The organism is Ochrobactrum sp. XJ1, assembly GCF_024701725.1.
Taxonomy (GTDB): domain Bacteria; phylum Pseudomonadota; class Alphaproteobacteria; order Rhizobiales; family Rhizobiaceae; genus Brucella; species Brucella anthropi.
This window is the reverse complement of record NZ_VDGD01000003.1, coordinates 392,551-415,358: the sequence shown is the minus strand read 5'-3', so window position 1 is coordinate 415,358 and position 22,808 is coordinate 392,551. Positions and strand designations below refer to the sequence as shown.

Sequence of the window (22,808 nt, the reverse complement as noted above, 5' to 3'; positions counted from 1 at the left end):
GGTTTTTTTGTTATCAAAACTCAAAGATTGAGCGGAATATGCCCGGCGCGATGACGGAGATCGGATTGACGATCACCTGCGGCTGCTTGGCGCTGCCAGTAAGCTTGTAAGTGATTCCGATCAAGCCGCGATCGCGACCATTTCCGAGCAGCGCGCCAAAGATGGGTAGTTCGCCGAACAGCCGATTGACACCATAGGCGGGCATGAATGTGCCGGTGATCGACATATTGCCCTGCTTGTCATAGAGCGTTCCCTGGAAGGTCGTGCCGACGGTCGGACCGCGAACGACACCCTTGGACAGGTTCAGATAACCGTTGCCCTTCTCAATCAACGAAAAACCGCGCTCGATATCAACGCGCGAAACATCGATATCCCGTTTTACGGCCTGATTGAGACTTGTGCCGCCGCTCGATGGCGAACTGGAAACGATTTTCGCAAGACGCGGCTCGTTGATGATCGCAAAATTGCGCGCATCGATCTGACCACGCAATGGGCCGTTGCCCTGTGCGGCGAGACCAACCGTGATCTTGCCACCGCGCATTTTGTCGTAGAAATCGAAGAACCGAAGAACCGCTCCTGCATCATTCGATTGCAGCGAAATGGAGCGAGCATCGCCCTGGTCATTGTTCGTTGCCACAAAGGATTCGCCAGACGACGTTACAGCATTGACCGATACGCCCGATACTTTGCTGCCCGCGCTCTCGTAGGAGACAGCGACATTGCTTAAAGCTTCACCGTTAAAGCCGCTGACTGCATCGATCTGAGCGCTCACGACCACGCGCGGATTATTGCTTTTACCGCCGCCGCTGCCCTTCTCGCCAAGGTCGGAAACTTGCTTGATCAGAGCCCGCGCATCGAACTGCGAACCACGCACATTAACCCGATAGCCGCCGCCGCTCTTGGTCGCTTTGACTGCAAGATTATCGTTTCGGTTCAGGCGTATCTCGCTGAAATTCGCCGATTGAAAATCGCCTTTCGCAATGGAAAGATCGCCCTTCGCTCCAAAGGCATCGCCAGAGAAGACAAGATTATTGATGTCCATCTTGCTCTTGTCGTCCGCGCTCTGGACCAGATCGAAGGTTGCCTTCGCCGGTATGCCTGCCCCTTTGCGCCATCCGAGCCATGGCAGATCGATCTGCGTCTTGCCGAGATCGGCTGAAACATGGCGCTTGCCGCCATCATCCATCCCAAGATCAACAGACATGGGGCCGGAGAAGATGGAATTCAAACCGGGAAAGACTGCATCACGGGTCTTGTCGTCGATATCCAGCTTGACCTTCTGCTCGCGCTTGACCGGACCCGAACGATTGACGGGCTCGACCATGCTGATTTTTGCAGGAACACCATCCAGTTTTGCATCGGCAGTAATAATGGCCGCCGACTGATCTACTTTGATACTGCCTGTCGCATCATTGACGGACGATCCGGCTATCGGCTTCGAAATGTCGAGACCGGTGAAGCCAATGTCAGCGTTCCAGCGAAGCGTGCCGGGCGGCGGATCCTTGGAAACGGCAAAGTTTACCTTAACGCGCGACTTCACATCACCGGTCACGTCGCCGGGCAGAAACGGCACATTCTTCAAAACGTCGATAGGCTTGTTTCCGGCAATTTCAGCGATTGCCGATGCCTCACCGGAAACACCGAGATCCAGTTCCGCGATAACCGGCCGTTGTGGCCCCCATGGAATGATGAGCGTGCCGTCAGACACATCAACTTTACGGTTGTTTGGCGTGTAGGCCACGCCTTTCAAAAGCTTGATGGTCGTATAGGCGCCACGAACCGATATCTCACCATCGGCATCGCGCACGGGCGGCAGTTCTCCAACGACATCAAAACGTGTATCAAAAACCTTGAAATCAGCCTTGATTTCGTCACCAGTCAGCGGTGGTGGCAGACCGGGTCCGTTGAAACGACCGCCTGCGAGCGAAATATCGATGCGGCTGTCTTTAAGAGTTCCACCAAAGAGGTTTTTAAGCACCCATTCGCGTGCGCCATCCGCAACATCGATGGGCCATAGGTGCTTGGCGTCTGCAACTGGCATTTGGGGAATGCGCAGCAAGAAGATCATCTCCGGCGAACCGGCACCGAAGCCCATGCTTCCCTGACCAAAGAGCTGACCGGTTTCCGTCTGCACATCGAGATTGGCAAACTGGATGCGTTGCTGGTCGGCCATATAGCGCCCAGCTATCCGTGTTGCGAAGGATAGCGGCGGATCGGTCGATTCCGATGGCATACTCGTCGCCGAAGTGGTCAGAACCTCGAAGCGATATGTCGGACCGCCCGTATTGTTTTCAGCTTCCGGTTCCGGACCAAATGCCCCGTTGAACTGTGCCTGCATCCCGCCAAGCTGCAGCCGGGACGACTTGATCTCGATCTTTCGGCTTCCTACCGTATGTTCAAGATTAAGGCGAACACCACCACGCACGTCTTCAACCTTGCCGAGCTGCATATCTATGCCGTCGACAGCGAGTTCCGTTGCAAGACGTTCCGGCTGGTCGCCATCTGCAGCCGATCCTGTCAAGGACAAGCGTGCCGATGCTTCCAGTTCGAAATGGGCCGGATTGACACGATTGCCATTTATGACGGGAGAAACTTCTGGCGGGGAACCCAATGCAACGGGAATATCGCGGACATTCAGCTCGAAGCCGGCCAGACTGTTGTCACCCGCATGCCGGTCGATCTTGCCATCCAGTGCAATTTTCTTGCCTTTCCAGATGACGCTGCCGGTGATGTCGATCTTCCCACCATTTTCGATGAGGCGGGCCTGTTCGATATCCAGAACCTGCTGTTCATCGCCAACCTTGAATGCAACGGTGCTGTTGAAAATGCCTATGACATGCGTGTCCTGCGCACGCAAAAGCTCCAGACTGCGGCGCATGGCGGCGAAAAGCTCACCCGAAACCGCATCGAAATCGACAATGCCATGTTCGTCGTAAGGCAAGGACTTCCAGAATCCCGGACCTTTTGTTTCTGGCATTTCAAAGGAAACGCCATCCACCTCGAGTTGAGCAACACGTACCTTGCCGGTCAAAAGCGGCAACGGCGCCAGCCCCAGGCGCACAGATTTGATTCCGCTGATTTCGACGCCCTGTTTCGGATCAGCGATCGATACATCACGGGCTTCGAGCGCAACGTGACTATCCTGATCCAGCGATAGCGCCGCACTCCCGATGGAGGCGGACGCACCTTCACCGAGAATATGCGTCAGGCTTTTCTGTGCTTCGTCACGCAGAAGATTGCTATCGACACCGCTGCGAAGGATGACAAAACCGGCACCGACTATGAGCACCAGAAGGATACAGATCGACAAAATCGCATGGGAACAGCGCGATAAAAAAGAACGGCTCGGACGGGCCGGGCCGGGCAAAAAGCCACCCTCGCCGTCAGCGGCGAGACGCTCGATTCTTTTCATGTCCCGCTTGCTGAAGCGGATCTTCTGCGGTTTCTCTGTCAACAACCCAGCCAGAAAAAGAGTGCCATTCCATACGACCCTTCAGAGTTTACTTCATTAAGTGATCGTAATTATCTGTTTTATAATTGCTTCCTGTCCGCATCGCATACATGCATAGGCAGCCTTGCGCCTTTCAACCGACATCACGGTGACGCCAGCATCAATGGTTGCACAAGCCCTGCCTGAATGCGATAGCTCAGACTGTAACAGGTGGTTTCCATCCTAATCCATAAAAGAAAGGCGCAGATATGGCTCATCCCCAAGTTGGCGATCCGGCACCCGATTTCACTCTGCCTTCGGATAATGGCGAAATCTCCCTGTCGTCTCTCAAAGGCAAGCCGGTTGTCATCTACTTCTATCCGAAAGACGACACGTCCGGCTGCACCAAGGAAGCGATTGCTTTCTCGCTGCTGAAGCCGGAGTTCGACAAGGTCGGCGTTCGCGTCATCGGTCTTTCTCCCGATAGCGCGACGAAACATGCAAAATTTCGCAAGAAGCACGATCTGACCGTCGAACTTGCTGCCGATGAAGATCGTGTAGCGCTCGAAGCCTATGGCGTGTGGGTCGAGAAGAGCATGTATGGCCGCAAATATATGGGCGTGGAACGCACGACATTCCTGATCGATGCAGAAGGACGCATCGCTCGTGTCTGGAACAAGGTCAAAGTCGACGGCCACGCCGAGGCAGTTCTGGAAGCTGCCCGCGCCCTTTGAACGATGTCAAACAAGCCTTCATACGAGCAAACGCTGCGCGGCAATGCCATCCGCGCCATATCCGCCCGTGATCTCGACGAAAAGGTCAGGCTGACGCGAGAAACCGCTACTCGCTGGTTCGGTCGCACGCTGTCGGTTCGCAGCCCCCTCGACCCGCCTTTGCCCGAGCGTCCCGGACGCCCCGAAAAGCCGGAGCTCTTACCTCCTCGTATGTTGAAAAAGCGGTCGCTCCACACGGAACACGGGCGCATCGCGCTGATGCACGCGCTCGCCCATATCGAACTGAACGCCATCGATCTTGCGCTCGACATCGTTGCCCGTTTTGCCGCCAAACAGATACCGCGCAGTTTTTTCGATGGTTGGATGAAAGTTGCCGACGACGAAGCGCGGCATTTCACGCTGTTGCGTGATCGCCTCAAGTCGCTTGGCGCAGACTATGGCGACATGCCTGCTCATGACGGGCTTTGGCAATCAGCGCACCAGACCCGCAACGATCTGGAAGCTCGTCTCGCTGTCGTGCCGCTTATACTCGAGGCACGCGGGCTCGATGTCACGCCGTCGCTGCTCGAAAAGATGATCGAAACCGGCGACCACGAGACTGCAGCAATTCTTGACGTCATCTACAATGACGAGAAAACCCATGTCGCTGTTGGCGCTAAATGGTTTCGTTTCTTCTGCGCCCGAAACAAAATCGATCCGGCAGCGCGATTTCGCGAACTGGTTCGCGCCAATTTCCGTGGCGATCTCAAACCACCGTTCAATGAACTGGCGCGTGCCGAAGCTGGGCTGACGCCGTCTTTCTACCGCTCTTTATCACCGGTATCCATCTAGTCGCTTCTCTAAACTCTTCAGTAAAAACAAAACTGCTCGCATGGCCCGCGCAAGCCTCGAATGTAAAGGTCTGTTAACCCTAATAAGTTGTAATCAAACAAGGGAATCGAGAAGGGGCATGCGGCTGGCATGACTGGGAAGCAGGCAAAGACATCGACGAAAAAGGTGTTCGGAGAGCGCAAGGAACCGCCTGTCCTGATTATTGCGCGCGGCGAAAAGATCAGCCATTTCACATTTCGTCCATGGATGGCCGCTCTTGGAGGTGCTGCTTTTCTGGCGCTTTCGGCCGGTTATTTGGGAGCAACTGCCTATCTGGTGCTTCGCGACGACCTGATGAGCGCCGGCATTGCGCGCCATGCCCGCAACCAGCAGCTCTATGAGGACCGCATTTCAGCCCTTCGCACCGAGGTTGATCGCATCACCAGCCGTCAAATGCTCGATCAGCAGGTGATGGAGAACAAGGTCGCCGAACTGATGCAGCGCCAGCAAACGCTGAATGCGCGCGACGGAAAACTCGCACCTCTGCTGGAACGAGCTTCGCAATTGCAGCCAATGCCGGAAATGCCGACGGAAGGCGTGCCTGATCAGGAGCAGCATAGCCAGCTTATCCCCGATGAAGCGCTGGCAGGACGTGAGTTTCCAAGTATCGACCCAATCATTACCGGTCCAGTTCCAGGAAAGGCACCTGCAGGGAAGCCTGATCGCCGCGCCGATGCCGGCTCCATAGGACTGCGTCTTTCTGGCGGACTTTCGGGTGAATCGACACTTGAGACTTCCGACAAGATATTGGCCACGATAACCCAGAACCTTCATCGCATCGAAAGCGAGCAGAATGGCAAGGTGCGTGTTCTGGCTGACGCCGCCTATGAAAAGGCCGACAGCATCCTCGATACTTTGAACGCCGCCGGGCTGCGTATCGAAACGCCTGCCAATGCGGCTATTGCAATGGGCGGGCCGCTTATCCCGGTTTCGTCGCCCGGTATGGTGGTCAATGATTTCGACATGCAATTGCGCAATCTCGACAGCGCGCTTGATCGGCTTGATCAGGTACGCAAACGCGTAAGCGCCCTGCCCTTGGCCAATCCGGCTCCGGGCAAGCCCGTTACCAGCCTGTTTGGCGTGCGCCGCGATCCATTTCTAGGTACGGCTGCGTTCCATTCCGGTATCGACTTTCGCGCAGCATACGGTCAGACGGTGAAGTCCACCGCAGCGGGCAAGGTTGTAAAGGCTGGTCGCTTTGGCGGATATGGCAACATGGTCGAAATTGATCATGGTAATGGATTCTCAACCCGTTTTGCCCATCTGAGCCGCGTTCTGGTACGCGACGGTCAACAGGTTGCCACCGGAGCGGTTGTCGGCGAGGCAGGAAGTTCCGGACGTTCCACCGGCAGTCATCTGCACTATGAAGTCCGCGAAAACGGCCGGGCGATCAATCCGGTCAATTTCCTCAAGGCAGGCAAACAGATAGAACCATTGCTCTGAGCCTCTGAAACGAGAAAACCCGGCCAAAGGCCGGGTTTCGCTTTATGCACGCATGTTTGCGAATGATCAGTCGATATCGTCGATCATTTCGCCGCCACCCTGAATTCGGTGGGCAAGTGCGGCTTCCATGAACGGCGTAACGGAGCCATCCAGCACCTCCTGCGGGTTGGTGCTTTCAACGCCGGTACGCAGATCCTTGACGAGCTGATAAGGCTGCAGGACGTAGGAGCGAATCTGGTGTCCCCAACCGATTTCGGTCTTGGTGGCATTCGCCGCATCCGTCGCTGCTTCGCGCTTTTTCAGTTCCTCTTCATAGAGGCGAGCGCGCAGCATCGACCATGCCTTTTCGCGGTTCTTGTGCTGTGAGCGCTCTGCCTGACACTGCACCACGATTCCGGTCGCAATATGTGTGATACGCACTGCCGAATCGGTGGTGTTGACGTGCTGGCCGCCCGCGCCCGAAGCGCGGTAGGTATCGATGCGAACATCCGCCTCCGTAACCTGCACATCGATATTGTCATCGATGACAGGATAAACCCAGATGCTGGCAAAAGACGTATGACGGCGGGCGTTGGAATCATAGGGCGAAATTCGCACCAGGCGATGGACGCCCGATTCGGTCTTCATCATGCCGTATGAATTGTGCCCCTTGACGAGAATGGTCGCGGACTTGATGCCCGCTTCTTCGCCTTCGTGCACTTCCATCACTTCGACCTTGCGGCCGTTGCGCTCGGCCCAGCGCGTATACATGCGCAAGAGCATCGACGCCCAGTCCTGGCTTTCCGTACCACCGGCACCGGCATGCACTTCGACATAGGTGTCGTTCGCGTCGGCTTCGCCCGACAACAGCATATCGATCTGGCGACGGTCGATCTCTTGCTTCAGTTCGCGGATGGTGTTTTCCGCGTCCTGAATGATCGACTTGTCGTCCTCTTCTTCGCCCATGGCGATAAGTTCGATGCTGTCGTTCAGCGTCTGTTTCAGATGGTTGATGCCATTGATGCTATCTTCCAGCTGCTGGCGCTCGCGCATCAGCTTTTGGGCTTCCTGAGCATCATTCCAAAGCGTGGGATCTTCGGCTCTCTGATTGAGATAGCCGAGACGTTTTATCGCCTGATCCCAGTCAAAGATGCCTCCTCAGCAGGCTTATGGCCTGCTGGATTTCGTCAACCAGCGTCTCGATTTCCGCGCGCATGGGCAAATCGTTCCTTCATTATCATTCTATTTATTTGAGAAGCTGAACCGGTCGTTACGAGGCCCAGACTTTCGGGCATGGACGAATAGCCCAAGCGCCGCGGACCATAGTCAGCACGCGGCGCGGTGTAAAGGGCAAAGCCCTGCTTTCCCGGTCAGTAAAGTCCGCCAGATCCCGAGTTGATCGCACGTGTTGCCTGCGGCGACTGTGGTGCAACCGGAGAACCTTCGCGGAAGGAATCCATGCCGATAACCGAATAGCTATCCGATGGACCCGTCCCCGGTTTGAACGCTTCCATGATCACATTCGGATCGCCCTGATTGGCGCGCATACCGGTTTTGCGGTTGATAGCGATGACCGTCATGCCTTCCGGCACGCGGAAGTCGACTTTCGGCGTCCCGACCAGAGCCTGTTCCATGAACGACTTGAACACAGGCGCGGCCAGACCACCACCGGTGTTGCCGCGACCGAGCGGCGTCGGCGTATCGTAACCCATGAAGACGCCAACTACGAGATCGGGCGTAAAGCCGACGAACCAGGCATCCTTTTCGTCGTTTGTCGTACCGGTCTTGCCAGCCATCGGACGGTCGAGGCTCTTCAAGATCTGCGCTGTACCGCGCTGAACGACGCCTTCCATCATCGAGGTGATCTGATAGGCGGTCATCGGATCAAGTACCTGATCGCGATTGTCGATCAGCGTCGGCTCATCCTGATTTGCCCAATCCTGTGCATTGCAGCCCTCGCACTGGCGGGCATCGTGCTTGAAGACCGTCTTGCCGTAGCGGTCCTGAATGCGGTCGATCATCGACGGCGTTATGCTCTGGCCGCCATTCGCAATGATGGAATATGCGGTCACCATGCGCAGAACAGTCGTTTCGCCGGCACCAAGCGCCATCGAAAGAACCGGCAGCATCTTGTCGTAGATACCGAAGCGTTCGGCATATTCGGCTACAAGTTTCATGCCCATGTCCTGTGCAAGACGCACAGTCATGACGTTACGCGACTGTTCGATACCGTAGCGCAGCGTAGAAGGACCGGAGAACTTGCCGGAATAATTCTTCGGCGCCCAGACGCCGAGCGTACCACCCTGATTGACTTCCAGCGGACCGTCCAGAACAACGGAAGCAGGCGTATAGCCATTGTCGAGAGCCGCAGCATAAACAAACGGCTTGAACGAAGAACCGGGCTGACGATAGGCCTGTGTTGCGCGGTTAAATTCCGATTCCGCATAGGAGAAACCGCCAACCATGGCCAGAACACGGCCGGTATGCGGGTCCATGGCAACGAGCGCACCTTCAAGCTTCGGCGGCTGCTGGAGACGGAAACGGGAATCACCTTCCTTGGAGACATAGACAATGTCACCCGCCTTCAGAACGCCTTCCGGCGACTTGGCGCTGGTGCGCTTGCCACCGATATTCACGACACGCATGGCCCACTTCATATCATCAGCAGCGATGAATGCGCGCTTGCGCTCCTTGCTGCGCGAGCCCGATGCCTCAAGCGGTGGCTGCAGACCGATGTCTGCGCCAGCGGCAGAAACATTGAGGACGATCGCAAGCTGCCATTCCGGCACGTCCGCGTAGGACTGCATGTCACCGAAGGCCGTACCCCAGTCATTGCCAAGCTCGACATTCTTCATGGGACCGCGCCAGCCACGCGCCTCATCATAACGAAGCAATGCCGCCTGCAGGGACTTGCGAGCCTCGACCTGCAAGGTCGGGTTCAGCGTAGTGCGAACAGAAAGACCGCCTTCGTAAAGCGCATCGACACCGTATTTCTGGATGATCTGACGGCGCACTTCCTCAGTGAAATATTCCGACGCGAACACATAATGGGCGTCTGAACGTTCCTTCACACCGAGCGGCTGCTTCTTGGCTTCCGTCGCTTCTTCGGCGGTGATGTAGCCGTTTTCGCTCATCCGGTCGATCACCCAGTTGCGGCGCTCGATAGCGCGCTCGGGCTGGCGGAAAGGATGGTAATTGTTCGGACCTTTCGGCAGGGCTGCGAGATAAGCGCTCTCTGCGATGGAAAGTTCGCCGACCGATTTGTCGAAATAGGTCAAAGCCGCGCTGGCAATACCGTAGGAACCAAGACCGAAGAAGATTTCGTTGAGATAGAGCTCGAGAATGCGATCCTTCGAGTAGGCCTGCTCGATGCGCATCGCCAGAATGGCTTCTTTGATCTTGCGATCATAGGTCTGCTTGGACGTCAGAAGAAAGTTCTTCGCAACCTGCTGCGTGATCGTGGATGCGCCAACCGGGCGACGACCAGAGCCCATATTCTTGACGTTGGTTATCATGGCACGGGCGAGACCCGCAAAATCGAGACCATGATGTTCGTAGAAGGTCTTGTCTTCAGCCGAAACGAAAGCGGCTTTCACACGGTTCGGCACGGCCTGAATAGGAATATAAAGACGGCGCTCGCGCGCGAATTCCGACATCAGACTACCGTCCGAGGCGTGAACACGCGTCATGACGGGCGGCTCGTATTTTGCGAGCACCTCGTAATCTGGCAAATCCTTCGTGAGACTTCCAACGTAAAGGGCGACGCCACCTGCCACGAGGAGCATCAGCACCGTTCCGATCCCGAAGAAATATCCGATAAGCCTTACCATAAATGCGGAATCCTGCCTTCAGATTATTCACATGATAAGGGTCAAAGCACGAACAGCCAACCCTTTAACCCAATTATGCCGTATGGCAACTACTGGCTTAGTGACCAGCAAATGAGTCAAAGGCAAGATGGTTTACGTGTTTTTACCAATTTAACGCGGTCACTTTCGTCCGCACGACGAAAATCCACAAAACTGTTGCAAGCATGCATCTTATAAGCTGAAGCGCATGTAACTCCAAGTGGGACATCTCCACTTTTCAGGTCCCTACCCTTTGCTCACGCTTGCGGGATGCTTCAAGGCTTCAAAAGCCCTGATCGCAATCGCCAGCCGGTCTGCAAGCTTCTTGCGCCACTCAGGATTGCTGATCAGTTTTTCGTCCTCGGCATTGGACAAATATCCGATTTCGATCAAGACGGACGGCACATCCGGCGCACGCAGCACCTGAAAACCGGCAAAGCGATGCGGATTATTGATGAGATTCACTTGTCCTTGCAGCGAATGAATCACCTTCTCGGCAAAGCTCAACGAGAATGTATGCGTTTCGCGTCTCGTCAGATCGAGAAGAATGTCGGTGACCTCGGGCTGCTCCTCAGGCGCTGCACCTGCAAGGGTGTCAGACTTGTTCTCACGCTCAGCCATGGCGCGCGCAACGGAGTCCGATGCCTTGTCGGAAATTGTGTAGACCGTGGCACCGCGAATATCATGCTGATTGATCGTATCGGCATGGATGGAAATGAACAAATCCGCTTCGTGCTGACGCGCAATCCGCACCCGTTCTGAAAGTCTCAGATAAGTGTCGTCATCACGCGTCATGAGAACTTTGATATTCTTGTCCTGCGCCAGACGATCTCTGAGCTCCTGTCCGAAAGCGAGGGTCAGGTCTTTTTCCTTGATGCCGCTCAGGCTTTCCGCACCGCTATCGATACCGCCGTGACCGGGATCGATCATAACGGTAAACGGACGCGTGGCGGGCGTGCTCTGGGATGCGGCTTGAACAGGCTTTTCACTGCGATCCGTGGAACTTGTTATTTCCTCGCGTCCCTTGAGCTGATCTGCAAACTCGCGATCCGAAGTCGCAACGATATCGGCCACAAGGCGATAGCCCGATGCGCTGTCATTTTTCAGAACACGGAGATCCTCGACCTTGAACGGACCGCGTAATGTCAGGATGAGGCGTGAACGACCCTTGCCCACCAGCCCGTAACGAACTCGGGATACCAGTCCTCGGGCTTCGAGGCTTTTTTCATCAAAACCAAACCGCGTCTCAGGCAGGTCGACAACCAGACGATGTGGATTATCCAGAAGCAGGGTCGACAGCTTTGGCTCCTGATCGAACATGACAACAATGCGCGTTCGCAGATCGTCGCCGGCCATCCGGAAAGTCAGTGCTGATAATGGAGACGTCACGCGATCGGCAGCGGAAACAGATACAGCCTGCAACAGCAAAATCGACAAGAGAGCGAACAACGCCAGAAAGCATCGCAAACTCGCCAATCGTGTCATAGCGTTTTCAGCGCTTCGAAAATGCATCGGCTGCCACAATCAAGAACATCATTGAATGACTGGTATCAATAATTGCGATACCGGCACGTTTGCCCCTGCACCATCTCGCCCGAATACCCATTAAAACACTCGTACAAAACTACAGTTAAGGAAGGATTTCCAGCCGTATTTCGACCTTGAACAGGGCCTATACTCAGCTTTCGGCGAAATTGCGATGCGAATGTCAAATGATATTCGCACTTGTCATCGTTCAAACGACGCCATAAAAGCTATGAAAGGTTTTGGGTGAACTATCAGAATCGTTTGCCGGTTCTCAAAATGAACCGCAAGGAATGATAGTGAAAACAGCGGCATATTCATTCGTCGCCCCCGATAACCAGTACAGAATTCAGCGGAGATGTGGCTCCCCCGCCCTCCGTTTCTATCGGCCGACTGCGCATCTTTACGCGCTGTCGCCAACGCTCGAAAAGAGCACAGAGGTCGGCCCGGCTTTTCCGGGTCATATATGAGGTCGTTTCGTTCGGAACAGCTATGGGTCAAGCAAGACTGACCACTGCAAGCCTGAAGACCGTGATCGCCACGAGGCCGTCGCGCGCGGAGGCAGCAGCTTTTTTTCCGACGAACCCAGAACCATCCGGCAGATGCAACGCAGTGAGCACGACAGCCCTCAGGGTTTCGTCCGGCGCACGCGTTTTGCGTCTTGGCGCCGGCAGGAAAGACAATAATGTCCAACAAAATGCTTATAGATGCCTCCCACCCGGAGGAGACCCGGGTTATCGTCACTCGGGGCAACAAGATTGAAGAATTCGACTTTGAGTCGGAACACAAGAAGCAGCTGAAAGGCAATATCTACCTCGCACGCGTTACCCGCGTCGAACCTTCGCTTCAGGCTGCGTTCGTGGAATATGGTGGCAATCGCCATGGCTTCCTCGCATTCTCGGAAATCCACCCTGACTACTACCAGATCCCGGTAGCAGATCGTCTTGCGCTGCTCGAAGCGGAAGCTAAGGCCGCACGCGCCGAAGACGATGAGGACGAACCGCGCGCCAAGAGTGAACGAAGCGAGCGCAGCGACCGGAACGATCGTTCGCGCCGCAACCGTCGTCGCGGTCGTCGTGACGGCCAGAATGGCGACGCGCAGGCCAACGCAGCCGACAAGGGATTGCCTGCAGCCGAGCCCGTTGGCCCGGCTTTTGAGAATTACGTGCCCGGCACACCGGCCATGGCTCTTTCGCAGAAAAGCGATGTGATCTCCGAAGCCCTCGATAACGGCGACGAGGACGACATCGAACATGAAGAGGACATGGTCGAATCTGTTGGTTCGGAAGATGCACTTGAGGAGCTTCCGACGCCTGCCCGTACCAATCGCCGCCAGTACAACATTCAGGAAGTGATCAAGCGTCGCCAGATTCTTCTGGTGCAGGTGGTCAAGGAAGAGCGCGGCAACAAGGGCGCAGCTCTCACGACCTATCTTTCGCTTGCCGGACGCTATTCGGTTTTGATGCCGAACACCGCGCGTGGCGGCGGCATTTCCCGCAAGATCACCCAACCGCAGGATCGCAAGCGCCTGAAGGAAATCGTCAAGGAACTCGAAGTGCCGCAGGGCATGGGCGTGATCCTGCGTACCGCTGGCGCCAATCGCACCAAGGCGGAAGTCAAGCGCGACTACGAATATCTGATGCGCCTTTGGGAAAATGTCCGCACGCTGACCTTGCAGTCGACAGCACCTTCTCTCGTCTATGAAGAAGGCAGCCTGATCAAGCGCTCGATCCGCGACCTTTATAACAAGGACATCACGGAAATCCTCGTTTCCGGCGAGAACGGCTATCGCGAGGCCAAGGACTTCATGCGCATGCTCATGCCGAGCCATGCCAAGGTGGTCCAGCCTTATCGTGAACAAGTGCCGATTTTCACACGCAACGGCGTCGAAGCCCAGCTCGACCGCATGCTGCTGCCGCAGGTGACGCTGAAATCGGGCGGCTATCTGATCATCAACCAGACCGAAGCGCTGGTTGCCATCGATGTCAACTCCGGTCGCTCGACGCGCGAACATTCCATCGAAGACACCGCGCTCCAGACCAATCTGGAAGCAGCCGAGGAAGTGGCGCGCCAGCTGCGCCTGCGCGACCTGGCCGGTCTGATCGTCGTCGACTTCATCGACATGGAAGAAAAGCGCAACAATCGCGCTGTCGAAAAGAAGATGAAGGATTGCCTGAAGGACGACCGCGCCCGCATTCAGGTTGGCCGCATCTCGCATTTCGGCCTACTGGAAATGTCGCGCCAGCGTATTCGCGCATCGGTGCTGGAAAGCACGATGCAGGTGTGCCAGCATTGCGGCGGCACTGGCCATGTCCGCTCGGATTCGTCGATGGCGCTGCATATCATTCGCGGCATCGAAGATTATCTGCTGCGTCATTCGGGCTTTGACATCAATGTTCGCACGCCAGCGGCTTCGGCGCTTTATGTGCTGAACCACAAGCGTCAGTTGCTGGCGGATCTGGAAGGCCGCTTCGGCGTTGCCATCAGCATCGACGCCGACGAAAGCGTCGGCCATCAGCATTTCGTTATCGACAAGGGCGCGGCGTCGACACGGCCTATCACTCAGCCTCCGGTTCAGCCGATGGCCTATATTGAAGACGATATCGAAGACCCGGAAATCCCGGTCGATGAGGACGAAGCCGAAGAAGAAGCGACGGCTGACGTTCAGGCTCGCGAAGATCGTGGTGACGAAGGTGATCGCAAGCGTCGCCGCCGTCGTCGTCGTCGCGGCGGTCGTGATCGCGAGAACCCGGAACAGGCTGCAAAGACCGATTCCGTTTCGGAAGATGCCTCCGACGAAGACGATGACGCCGATGACGCGCAGGAATCATCTTCGAATGCTTCGCTGAGCGAAGAAGATCGCCGCAAGAAGCGTCGCCGCGGTCGCCGGGGCGGACGCAAGAATCGTCGCGACGACGAACCGCGTGCACGCAAGGTTCCAGATCCGGAGTTCGTCGGTTACACGCCGGTTCTGCCGGTTAAAGCTGAGGAAGCTGTTGTCAAAGCAGTTGCATCGGTAGCGGTGGAACAAGCAGCTGAAGTTGCTGTTCCGGCTATTGAAGCAACAGCCGAGGACAAGCCTGCCAAGACTGCCCGCAAGCCCCGCGCTCGCAAGTCTGCGAAGACTGAAGAAGCGGCTGAGGACGTCGTAGCTGCTGTAGCAGAGGAAAAGCCTGCCAAGCCTGCGCGCAAGACCCGTAGCCGCAAGAAGGTTGCCGAAGAAGCTCCTGCTGAACCGGTAGCGGTCGCCGATGAGGCAGAAGCAGAAGCGGAGAAGCCAAAGCGGCGTACCCGCAGAGCTGCTGCGAAACCAGCTGTCGAAGTCGAAGAGACGGTAGCCGTCGAAGCAGAAGTAGCAACGATTGCCGAACCGCAGAAAAGCGCTGAGCCCGTTGTGACTTCAAGCGAGAGCGAAGACCAGAAGCCCAAGCGTGCTGGCTGGTGGCAGAAGAAGGGTTTCTTCTGAGATCTGTTTCATGATTGAAATGAAAAAACCGGCGGAAACGCCGGTTTTTCTTTATCTTTCGATATTGGTAAATGGTTGGACGAAATCGGAACCGGCTCAGGCTTTCTGTTGTGGCAGCCAGCCTTCAAGGCGACGAACAGCCTCTTCCATTTCTTCGATCTTGCCAGCATAGGAAAATCGCATTGTGCGATGTCCATCCAGCGGGTCGAAATCGCGTCCCGGTGTTGCTGCTATATTGATTTCGGCAATCATGCGGCGAGCAAATTCCATACTGTCATTGGTGAAACGCGAAACGTCGCAATAGGCATAGAATGCGCCATCCATCGGTGCAGCCAGGCTGAGACCCATGCGTGGAAGATGATCCCGCAGGATCAGCCGGTTCTGACGATAGCGATCCTTTACCCGCTCAAGTTCCGCCGTTGCATGGAAGGCTTCGATGGCAGCGCGCTGCGAAAGCTCCGGTGCGGAGATATAAAGGCTCTGGCTCAGTCGCTCGATTGCACGGATATCGTCTTCGGGCAGAACCATCCAGCCAATACGCCAGCCGGTCATGCAGTAGTATTTGGAGAACGAGTTGATGACCGTCACATCATCGGAAATCTCCAACGCCGTGACATCGTCCGTTTCATAGGAAAGCCGATGATAGATTTCGTCTGAAATGACCCGAATGCCAAGTTCATTCGCCGTTTCGATGATCGCTTTCAGTTCCGGCTTGTCGATGACCGCGCCGGTCGGATTGGCCGGGCTTGCAAACAATACCCCTTTCAGGGGCTTCTCGGCATGTGCCGCAGCAAGCGCTTCAGCAGTCAGTGACGACGATGTTCCATTGCCGGTCGGTATTTCCACAACCTCAAGGCCTAGCGCCGTCAATATATTGCGATAGGCGGGGTAGCCGGGACGGGTAATAGCAACCCTGTCGCCCGGATCGAAATAGACCACAAAGGCCAGATTGAATGCAGCAGACGAGCCAGTCGTGACGGCAACACGTTCCGGTGAGACCGAAACACCGTAATGATCGGCATAATGCCCAGCAATGGCCTCTCTCAGTTCAATCAGCCCCAGAGCGTCAGTGTAACCAATGCGACCGTCCTTCAAGGCACGTTCAGCGGCTTCTCGAACGACCACCGGTGCCGGATCCGCAGGCTGGCCTACCGCCATGGAAATAATCGGGTGCCCGGCTGCGCGACGACGGTTTGCCTCAGCCAAAACGTCCATAGCGTGAAAGGGCTCGACCGCACTGCGGCTGGAAAGAGTGACCAACTTTACCTCCAGAAACTTGCGAGTTTCGCATTCTACATCCGCCGTATAATCGCCGGATTGGTAAAGCAACAGCACTTTACGAGAAAATACGACCAAATCCCGAGATGGAGATTATGTCTCGCCTGCCTATCGATGATTGAATGCAAAGGTTATAAGATTCGCGCCGGTTTGAAGAAGGAAGAACAACACGATGGGGACGATGACTGCACCTTTCCCAGCCAGGAGATTTTCTTTCCATAGTTTGGTTCGCCGTTCGGTCGCCGTAGTGGCCGCAATGTCCATAGCCGTTACCAGTGCCCTCCCTGCATTCGCGCAGTCGCGTGGCGGTGGTGTGCCTATCGTCCGGGACGCGGAAATCGAGGCACTTGTTGCCGATTACGCTGCGCCGATCCTCAAGGCTGCAGGTTTGGGTGGTCGCGGCGTTCGCGTTATTCTGGTCAATTCGCAAAGCTTCAATGCCTTCGTTGATGGACGGCGTATTTTCATAAATACAGGCGCAATCATGCAGGCAGAAACGCCCAATGAAATCATTGGCGTGATCGCACACGAATCGGGACACCTTGCAGGCGGGCATCAGGAGCGTTTGCGTGAACAGCTCAGCCGCGCCCGCAACATGGCGATCATTGGTATGCTGCTTGGCGTTGGCGCCGGCGTTGCAGGCGCTGCGAGCGGCAGCGGCAACGCCGCGGGCGCTGGCGCTGGTATTGCTATGGGCTCAAGCGAAATAGCCATGCGCAGCGTACTCAACTATCAGCGCACGGAAGAAATGACCGCCGATCGTCTTGCCGTGAACTATCTCAATGCCACCGGTCAGTCGACCAAGGGCATGCTCGATACGTTCGAGCGTTTCGCATCGGCCCTGTCGCTTACGGGCACCCAGATCGACCAATATCGTATCAGCCACCCTCTCCCGCGTGAGCGAATTGCCAATCTGGAAGAGCTTGCACGAAAGAGCCCGTACTTCAACAAAACCGATTCTCCGGCCTTGCAAATGCGGCACGATATGGCGCGCGCGAAGATTGCTGCTTATTCGGGCAATATGGGCGCGCTGCAGCGCATGTTCCGCAGCAATCCCGGCGGACTACCTGCCCGCTATGGCAATGCCATCACAACATTCCTGAACGGCTCTGCCCGCTCTGCGCTGCCGAAATTTGATGCCTTGATCAAGGAACAGCCAAAAAACCCGTATTTCCAGGAAATGCGCGGCGAAGTCTTGCTGAAAGCCAATGATGCCGCGGGAGCGGCAAAGGCTTTCCAGAAGGCGGTTTCGCTCGATCCGCGCAAATCGCCGTTGCTGCGCATGAGCTATGGGCGTGCGCTCATGCTCACCGGTGCCAAGGCAAACATGCCGACGGCGATCAAGGAGATCAAGGCAGGTATAGCTTCCGATCCGGAGTTTCCGGGCGGATATGGTTATCTGGCGCAAGCATATGGCCAGCAAGGCGATATGGCGTTGGCCGACCTCGCCACTGCCGATATGAACTACTATTCTGGCAAGCTTCAGCAGGCCCAGATCTTCGCAATCCGCGCGCAAAAGCAGATGAAGCCCCGTTCGCCCGAATGGCTTCGCGCGCAGGACATCATTAATGCCAAGAAAAGCAAGTAAGGCGGTTGGCGCCTGATAGCGATATTAAAGACAGATTGGAATTTGGAATGAAGAATATAGTTTCCATAACAGTTGCCAGCGGCATTGTGGGCATCGCAGCTCTTGCAGCGGGTTATTATGCAGGCACTGCCCGGCAGGCTCCAGCTGCTGTGGAAAGCCCTGCTGCTTCCGCAGCCCCGGCAGCGATGAACCAGCAGGCCATTGAAAACGTCGTGCGCAACTATCTCATCCAGAATCCCGAACTGATGCTGGAAGTGCAAAGCGCGCTGGAAACCAAGCAGGCACACGCGGCGCAGGAACAGATCAAGCAGGTGCTGACTGCCAATCGCGCTGCCCTTTATGACCCCAAGCATGATGCAGTCTTCGGCAATCCGGACGGCGACGTGACGGTCTACGAGTTCTTTGATTACAATTGCGGGTATTGCAAGCGGGCACTGCCCGACATGGAAGCGATCCTGAAAACCGACAAGAATGTCCGTTTTGTCATGAAGGAGTTCCCGATTCTTGGCCCGGATTCGGCCAAGGCGCATATCGTGGCACAGGCATTCAGAGCGCTGATGCCGGAAAAATATGCTGAATTCCACCAAGTACTGCTCGGCGCGCAGGAGCGTGCAACGGAAGATTCCGCCATCGCCGATGCCGTAAAGCTAGGCGCTGATGAAACACAGCTGCGCGAAAAGATGAAAGATCCGGCCATCACCGGCGCATTCCAGCAGACCTACCAGATGGCGCAACAGCTCAACATTACCGGCACACCATCCTACATCATCGGCGATGAACTGGTTCCAGGTGCAATCGGCGTCGATGGTCTGGTTGAGAGAATCGCAGCAGCGCGCGCTGCAGCGAAAAAATAAGCTGATCGGCCATGGCTTGACTGATCACTTTTGTGAAACAGTTTATGCCGTGGCATCCAATGTTTATGTTGCGTGAAGAGAAATTGCCTTATCGGCTGCGTATTTTGCAAAGAATAGCGGGAAAAACCGGTTCGGCAAAACATCTGCAATGATTTAGAGGGTTTCGGCTTGCTTCCAAGCCCTCTATATGAAATGCGAAGTGTACCGAAATTTCGCGGTAACGCGTTATCAGTCGCGGACGGATATGGCAAAAACGGTTTTTGTTTTGAACGGCCCCAATCTCAACCTTCTCGGCAAACGAGAACCGGGGATATACGGTGTTGCAACGCTCGAGAATATCGAGGCGGACTGCAAGCGTGAGGCTGAACAACTCGGACTTGATGTCGATTTCCGTCAGTCCAATTACGAAGGCGATCTGGTGACCTGGATTCAGGAGGCTGGCGACAAAAACGCCTATGTCCTCATCAATCCAGCCGCTTACAGCCACACTTCGGTTGCTATTCATGATGCAATCCGCTCGGCCAAGGTAACGGTTGTGGAAGTGCATCTTTCGAACATTCATGCGCGTGAGGCTTTCCGGCATCACTCCTATGTATCCGCAGTCGCCAAAGGCGTTATTTGCGGCTTTGGCGCGGAAGGATATCTGCTCGGTCTGCGCGCGCTTGCGGCAATTGCCAAAGAAGAAGAAAACAACGGGCAAAGCGTTAAAGGGGCCTGATATGTCCAGCAAAAATTCCGTCATCGACAAGGAAACGATCCGCGACCTGGCGGACATTCTCAATGAAACCGACCTGACCGATATCGAAGTCGAACATGGCGATCTGCGTATCCGCGTTTCGCGCAAGGTCACGGTTCAGGCCGCAGCAACCGTTATGCCAGCCGCAGCCCCTGTTGCTGTTGCTGCCGCGCCAGCTGCTGCAGCCGCCGAACCGACCAAGGCCGATCTGTCGAAGAACGCCGTTCCATCGCCGATGGTTGGCACTGCCTATCTCGCTCCGGCTCCGGGTGCTCGCAACTTCATCGAAGTCGGCGCACAGGTGAAGGAAGGTCAGACGCTTCTCATCATCGAAGCCATGAAGACCATGAACCAGATTCCGGCCCCGCGGGCTGGTACGGTCAAGGCCATCCTCATCGAAGACGCTCAGCCGGTTGAATTCGGTGAGCCGCTCGTCGTAATCGAATAAGACAACAGATTACGGCTTATTCAATGAACGGGCAGCAAAGCGCAATGTTTCAAAAGATACTCATAGCCAATCGTGGCGAAATCGCTCTTCGCGTGCTCAGGGCTTGTAAGGAACTGGGCATCAAGACCGTCGCCGTTCACTCCACGGCAGACGCCGACGCGATGCATGTGCGTCTGGCAGACGAAAGTGTCTGCATCGGGCCGCCGCCATCGCGCGACAGCTATCTGAACATCCATCAGATCGTTGCTGCTTGCGAGATCACGGGCGCTGACGCAATCCATCCGGGTTATGGCTTCCTGTCGGAGAACGCCAAGTTCGCGGAAATTCTTGAAGCGCACGGCATCACCTTCATTGGCCCCACCGCTTCGCATATCCGCATCATGGGCGACAAGATCGAAGCCAAGCGCACTGCAAAGCGCCTCGGCATTCCGGTTGTTCCTGGTTCTGACGGCGGTGTGACGGATGACGTCGAAGCCGCTCGCATCGCGAAGGAAATCGGTTATCCGGTCATCATCAAGGCTTCGGCCGGTGGTGGCGGACGCGGCATGAAGGTTGCCCGCACCGAAGAAGATCTTTCGGTAGCACTTGCAACCGCGCGGACCGAAGCTGGTGCAGCCTTTGGTGACGACGCGGTCTATATCGAGAAATATCTCGAAAAGCCGCGCCACATCGAAGTTCAGGTCATGGGCGACGGTGCCGGCAATGCCATCCATCTGGGCGAACGCGACTGCTCGTTGCAGCGCCGCCACCAGAAGGTTTGGGAAGAAGCCAATTCACCGGCGCTCAATGCAGAAGCACGCGACAAGATCGGCATGGTCTGCGCCAACGCCTGTGCGGAACTGGGCTATCGCGGTGCGGGAACGATCGAGTTCCTTTATGAAGACGGCGAATTCTATTTCATCGAAATGAATACGCGTCTTCAGGTGGAACATCCGATTACGGAAGCCATCACGGGTATCGATCTCGTTCACGAGCAGATTCGCGTTGCAGCTGGCCTCGGCCTGTCGGTAAAGCAGAAGGATATCCGCTTCTCCGGCCATGCCATCGAATGCCGTATCAACGCTGAAGACCCGCTGACTTTTGCGCCTTCGCCGGGCCTGATCACCCATTATCATACGCCGGGTGGCCTCGGCATCCGCGTGGATTCGGGCGTCTATTCCGGCTATCGCATTCCGCCTTACTACGACAGCCTTATCGGCAAGCTCATCGTGCATGGTCGCAATCGCGTCGAATGCATGATGCGTCTGCGCCGTGCGCTGGACGAGTTCGTGGTGGATGGTGTGAAAACCACCCTCCCGCTTTTCCAGGACTTGATTGCCAATCAGGATATCGCTAACGGCGATTACGACATTCATTGGCTTGAAAAGTATCTGGCCAAGAAAACCAAGAGCGAAAGCGCCTGACGAAAGTGACCGCAGGAGTGTCCCCGGACGACTATTCAATCGAACCGGAGTTACTCCTGCGGGCCTATGCCACGGGAATATTTCCCATGGCCGAAGAAGCCGACGATCCCGAAGTCTTTTGGGTTCGTCCCGAGAGGCGCGGTGTCATACCCCTTGATGGCTTCCACATGCCGAAAAGCCTCCGGAAGACCATCCGCCAGGGCATTTTTGACATAAAGCTCGATAACGATTTTGATGGTGTGATCGAAGGTTGTGCCAGCGGAACCGGTGAACGCGCGCGCACATGGATCAATGGACCTATCCGCGAAGCCTATAAGAATCTGTTCGAGATAGGACATTGCCACACGGTCGAAGCCTGGCATGACGAACAGCTCGTCGGTGGACTTTATGGGGTAACGCTTGGGCGTGCCTTTTTCGGCGAGAGCATGTTCACACGCAAACGGGACGCGTCAAAGGTCTGTCTTGCCTATCTGGTCCAGCATCTGGTGAAGCAAGGCTTCGTGCTGCTCGACACGCAGTTCACCACACCGCATCTCGAAAGATTCGGCGCTGTGGAAGTTCCAAGGAAAAAATACGAGAAACTGCTGGAAAACGCGCTGGATGGAATCGCGCGTTTCTAAGTAGCTGCGGTTAATTGCGCTGATCCGGCGGAGGCACTTCCGACTTCTGCTTGCAGTCCTTCAGCCAGACGTCATAGATCGGATGCTCGACAGCATTGAGACCCGGACTATCGGCGAACATCCAGCCGGTAAAGATACGGCGAATCTTTCGGTCAAGCGTGATCTCTTCGACTTCAACGAAACCATCGGTGCGTGGTGCTTCGTTCTCTGTGCGCGAATAACAAACTTTCGGCGTTACCTGAAGGGCGCCGAACTGAACTGTCTCATTGATATAGACGTCGAACGTCGTGATACGCCCGGTGATTTTATCGAGACCCGAGAACTCAGCAACCGGATTGGTGATGCGTTCGGCCATTGCTGCTTGAAAGCTGCTGGTGGTCGCAATGAGCGAAATCAAGGCAACCTGAACAGCCCTTTTTATCGGGTTTTTTCCGTTGCCAGCCGCGCCGTGAGATTGCTTCGTCAAAACGGAGATCCGCATCCAAAGGGTTTAAATTAAGCCGGAACAATTCCTAAGCATGAAATGTGACGATTCGTTGCCCAGTCGCAAGCCGCAATGCTGCCGCTGGTCTTAAGCGAGCCGTCTA

General features: G+C 55.8%; 17 protein-coding genes. 10 read left to right on the top strand and 7 right to left on the bottom strand.

Going from position 1 to position 22,808, the window contains the following annotated elements:
* Positions 1–13 precede the first annotated feature (13 nt).
* Positions 14–3,412 (bottom strand): AsmA family protein, encoded by a 3,399-nt coding sequence (locus FG152_RS07500; RefSeq protein ID WP_029376255.1) that lies wholly within the window; start codon positions 3,410–3,412, stop codon positions 14–16.
* 287 nt (positions 3,413–3,699) lie between these two features.
* Between FG152_RS07500 and FG152_RS07495 the strand changes: the two genes are divergently transcribed.
* From FG152_RS07495 to FG152_RS07485, 3 genes are all read left to right on the top strand, one after another.
* Positions 3,700–4,164: a peroxiredoxin gene (locus FG152_RS07495; RefSeq protein ID WP_498985677.1), complete on the top strand. Its 465-nt coding sequence runs from the start codon at positions 3,700–3,702 to the stop codon at positions 4,162–4,164.
* A gap of 3 nt (positions 4,165–4,167) precedes the next feature.
* Positions 4,168–4,995, top strand: a complete 828-nt coding sequence (locus tag FG152_RS07490) for a ferritin-like domain-containing protein (protein WP_036583909.1) — start codon at positions 4,168–4,170, stop codon at positions 4,993–4,995.
* A 129-nt stretch (positions 4,996–5,124) separates the two neighbouring features.
* A complete protein-coding gene (locus FG152_RS07485) occupies positions 5,125–6,477 on the top strand; it encodes a M23 family metallopeptidase (protein WP_043062144.1) in 1,353 nt (450 codons plus the stop codon).
* A 66-nt stretch (positions 6,478–6,543) separates the two neighbouring features.
* Here FG152_RS07485 and prfB read toward each other — a convergent pair.
* The 4 genes from prfB to FG152_RS07465 all read right to left on the bottom strand — a co-directional run bounded on the left by prfB (position 6,544) and on the right by FG152_RS07465 (position 12,511).
* Positions 6,544–7,672, bottom strand: a protein-coding gene (gene prfB, locus FG152_RS07480; protein ID WP_105529024.1) for a peptide chain release factor 2 whose coding sequence is annotated in 2 segments (ribosomal slippage) — positions 6,544–7,602 and positions 7,604–7,672 — 1,128 coding nt in all. Because the reading frame shifts where the segments join, the coding sequence is not laid out codon by codon here.
* Between the two features lie 154 nt (positions 7,673–7,826).
* Complete coding sequence (locus FG152_RS07475; RefSeq protein ID WP_010661272.1) at positions 7,827–10,286, bottom strand: penicillin-binding protein 1A; 2,460 nt, start codon at positions 10,284–10,286, stop codon at positions 7,827–7,829.
* Between the two features lie 264 nt (positions 10,287–10,550).
* Positions 10,551–11,789 carry an N-acetylmuramoyl-L-alanine amidase gene (locus FG152_RS07470; protein WP_010661271.1) on the bottom strand — a complete coding sequence of 413 codons (1,239 nt, stop codon included), beginning with the start codon at positions 11,787–11,789 and terminating at the stop codon, positions 10,551–10,553.
* 536 nt (positions 11,790–12,325) lie between these two features.
* Complete coding sequence (locus tag FG152_RS07465; protein ID WP_010661270.1) at positions 12,326–12,511, bottom strand: hypothetical protein; 186 nt, start codon at positions 12,509–12,511, stop codon at positions 12,326–12,328.
* 2 nt (positions 12,512–12,513) lie between these two features.
* Between FG152_RS07465 and FG152_RS07460 the strand changes: the two genes are divergently transcribed.
* On the top strand, positions 12,514–15,294 hold the full coding sequence (locus FG152_RS07460; protein WP_036583891.1) for an Rne/Rng family ribonuclease: 2,781 nt from the start codon (positions 12,514–12,516) through the stop codon (positions 15,292–15,294).
* Between the two features lie 96 nt (positions 15,295–15,390).
* Here the strand turns inward: FG152_RS07460 and FG152_RS07455 are convergent, their stop codons facing one another.
* Complete coding sequence (locus tag FG152_RS07455; RefSeq protein WP_043062196.1) at positions 15,391–16,554, bottom strand: pyridoxal phosphate-dependent aminotransferase; 1,164 nt, start codon at positions 16,552–16,554, stop codon at positions 15,391–15,393.
* A gap of 190 nt (positions 16,555–16,744) precedes the next feature.
* On the opposite strand from FG152_RS07455, the gene FG152_RS07450 reads away from it, so the two are divergent.
* The 6 genes from FG152_RS07450 to aat all read left to right on the top strand — a co-directional run bounded on the left by FG152_RS07450 (position 16,745) and on the right by aat (position 22,221).
* Entirely contained in the window at positions 16,745–18,160 is a 1,416-nt protein-coding gene (locus FG152_RS07450; protein ID WP_433846397.1) for a M48 family metalloprotease, read from the top strand.
* Between the two features lie 47 nt (positions 18,161–18,207).
* Positions 18,208–19,014, top strand: coding sequence for a DsbA family protein (locus FG152_RS07445; RefSeq protein WP_498985670.1), 807 nt, complete (start codon positions 18,208–18,210; stop codon positions 19,012–19,014).
* 244 nt (positions 19,015–19,258) lie between these two features.
* On the top strand, positions 19,259–19,732 hold the full coding sequence (gene aroQ / locus FG152_RS07440; RefSeq protein WP_010661265.1) for a type II 3-dehydroquinate dehydratase: 474 nt from the start codon (positions 19,259–19,261) through the stop codon (positions 19,730–19,732).
* Between the two features lies 1 nt (position 19,733).
* Complete coding sequence (gene accB, locus FG152_RS07435) at positions 19,734–20,198, top strand: acetyl-CoA carboxylase biotin carboxyl carrier protein (RefSeq protein ID WP_010661264.1); 465 nt, start codon at positions 19,734–19,736, stop codon at positions 20,196–20,198.
* 44 nt (positions 20,199–20,242) lie between these two features.
* Positions 20,243–21,601 carry an acetyl-CoA carboxylase biotin carboxylase subunit gene (gene accC, locus FG152_RS07430; RefSeq protein ID WP_010661263.1) on the top strand — a complete coding sequence of 453 codons (1,359 nt, stop codon included), beginning with the start codon at positions 20,243–20,245 and terminating at the stop codon, positions 21,599–21,601.
* Positions 21,602–21,606: 5 nt separating this feature from the next.
* The gene (gene aat, locus FG152_RS07425; RefSeq protein WP_454622717.1) at positions 21,607–22,221 is read left to right on the top strand and encodes a leucyl/phenylalanyl-tRNA--protein transferase; all 615 of its coding nucleotides are present in this window, start codon (positions 21,607–21,609) and stop codon (positions 22,219–22,221) included.
* Positions 22,222–22,231: 10 nt separating this feature from the next.
* On the opposite strand, the gene FG152_RS07420 is transcribed toward aat, so the two are convergent.
* Entirely contained in the window at positions 22,232–22,702 is a 471-nt protein-coding gene (locus FG152_RS07420) for a DUF2155 domain-containing protein (protein WP_010661261.1), read from the bottom strand.
* Positions 22,703–22,808 lie beyond the last annotated feature (106 nt).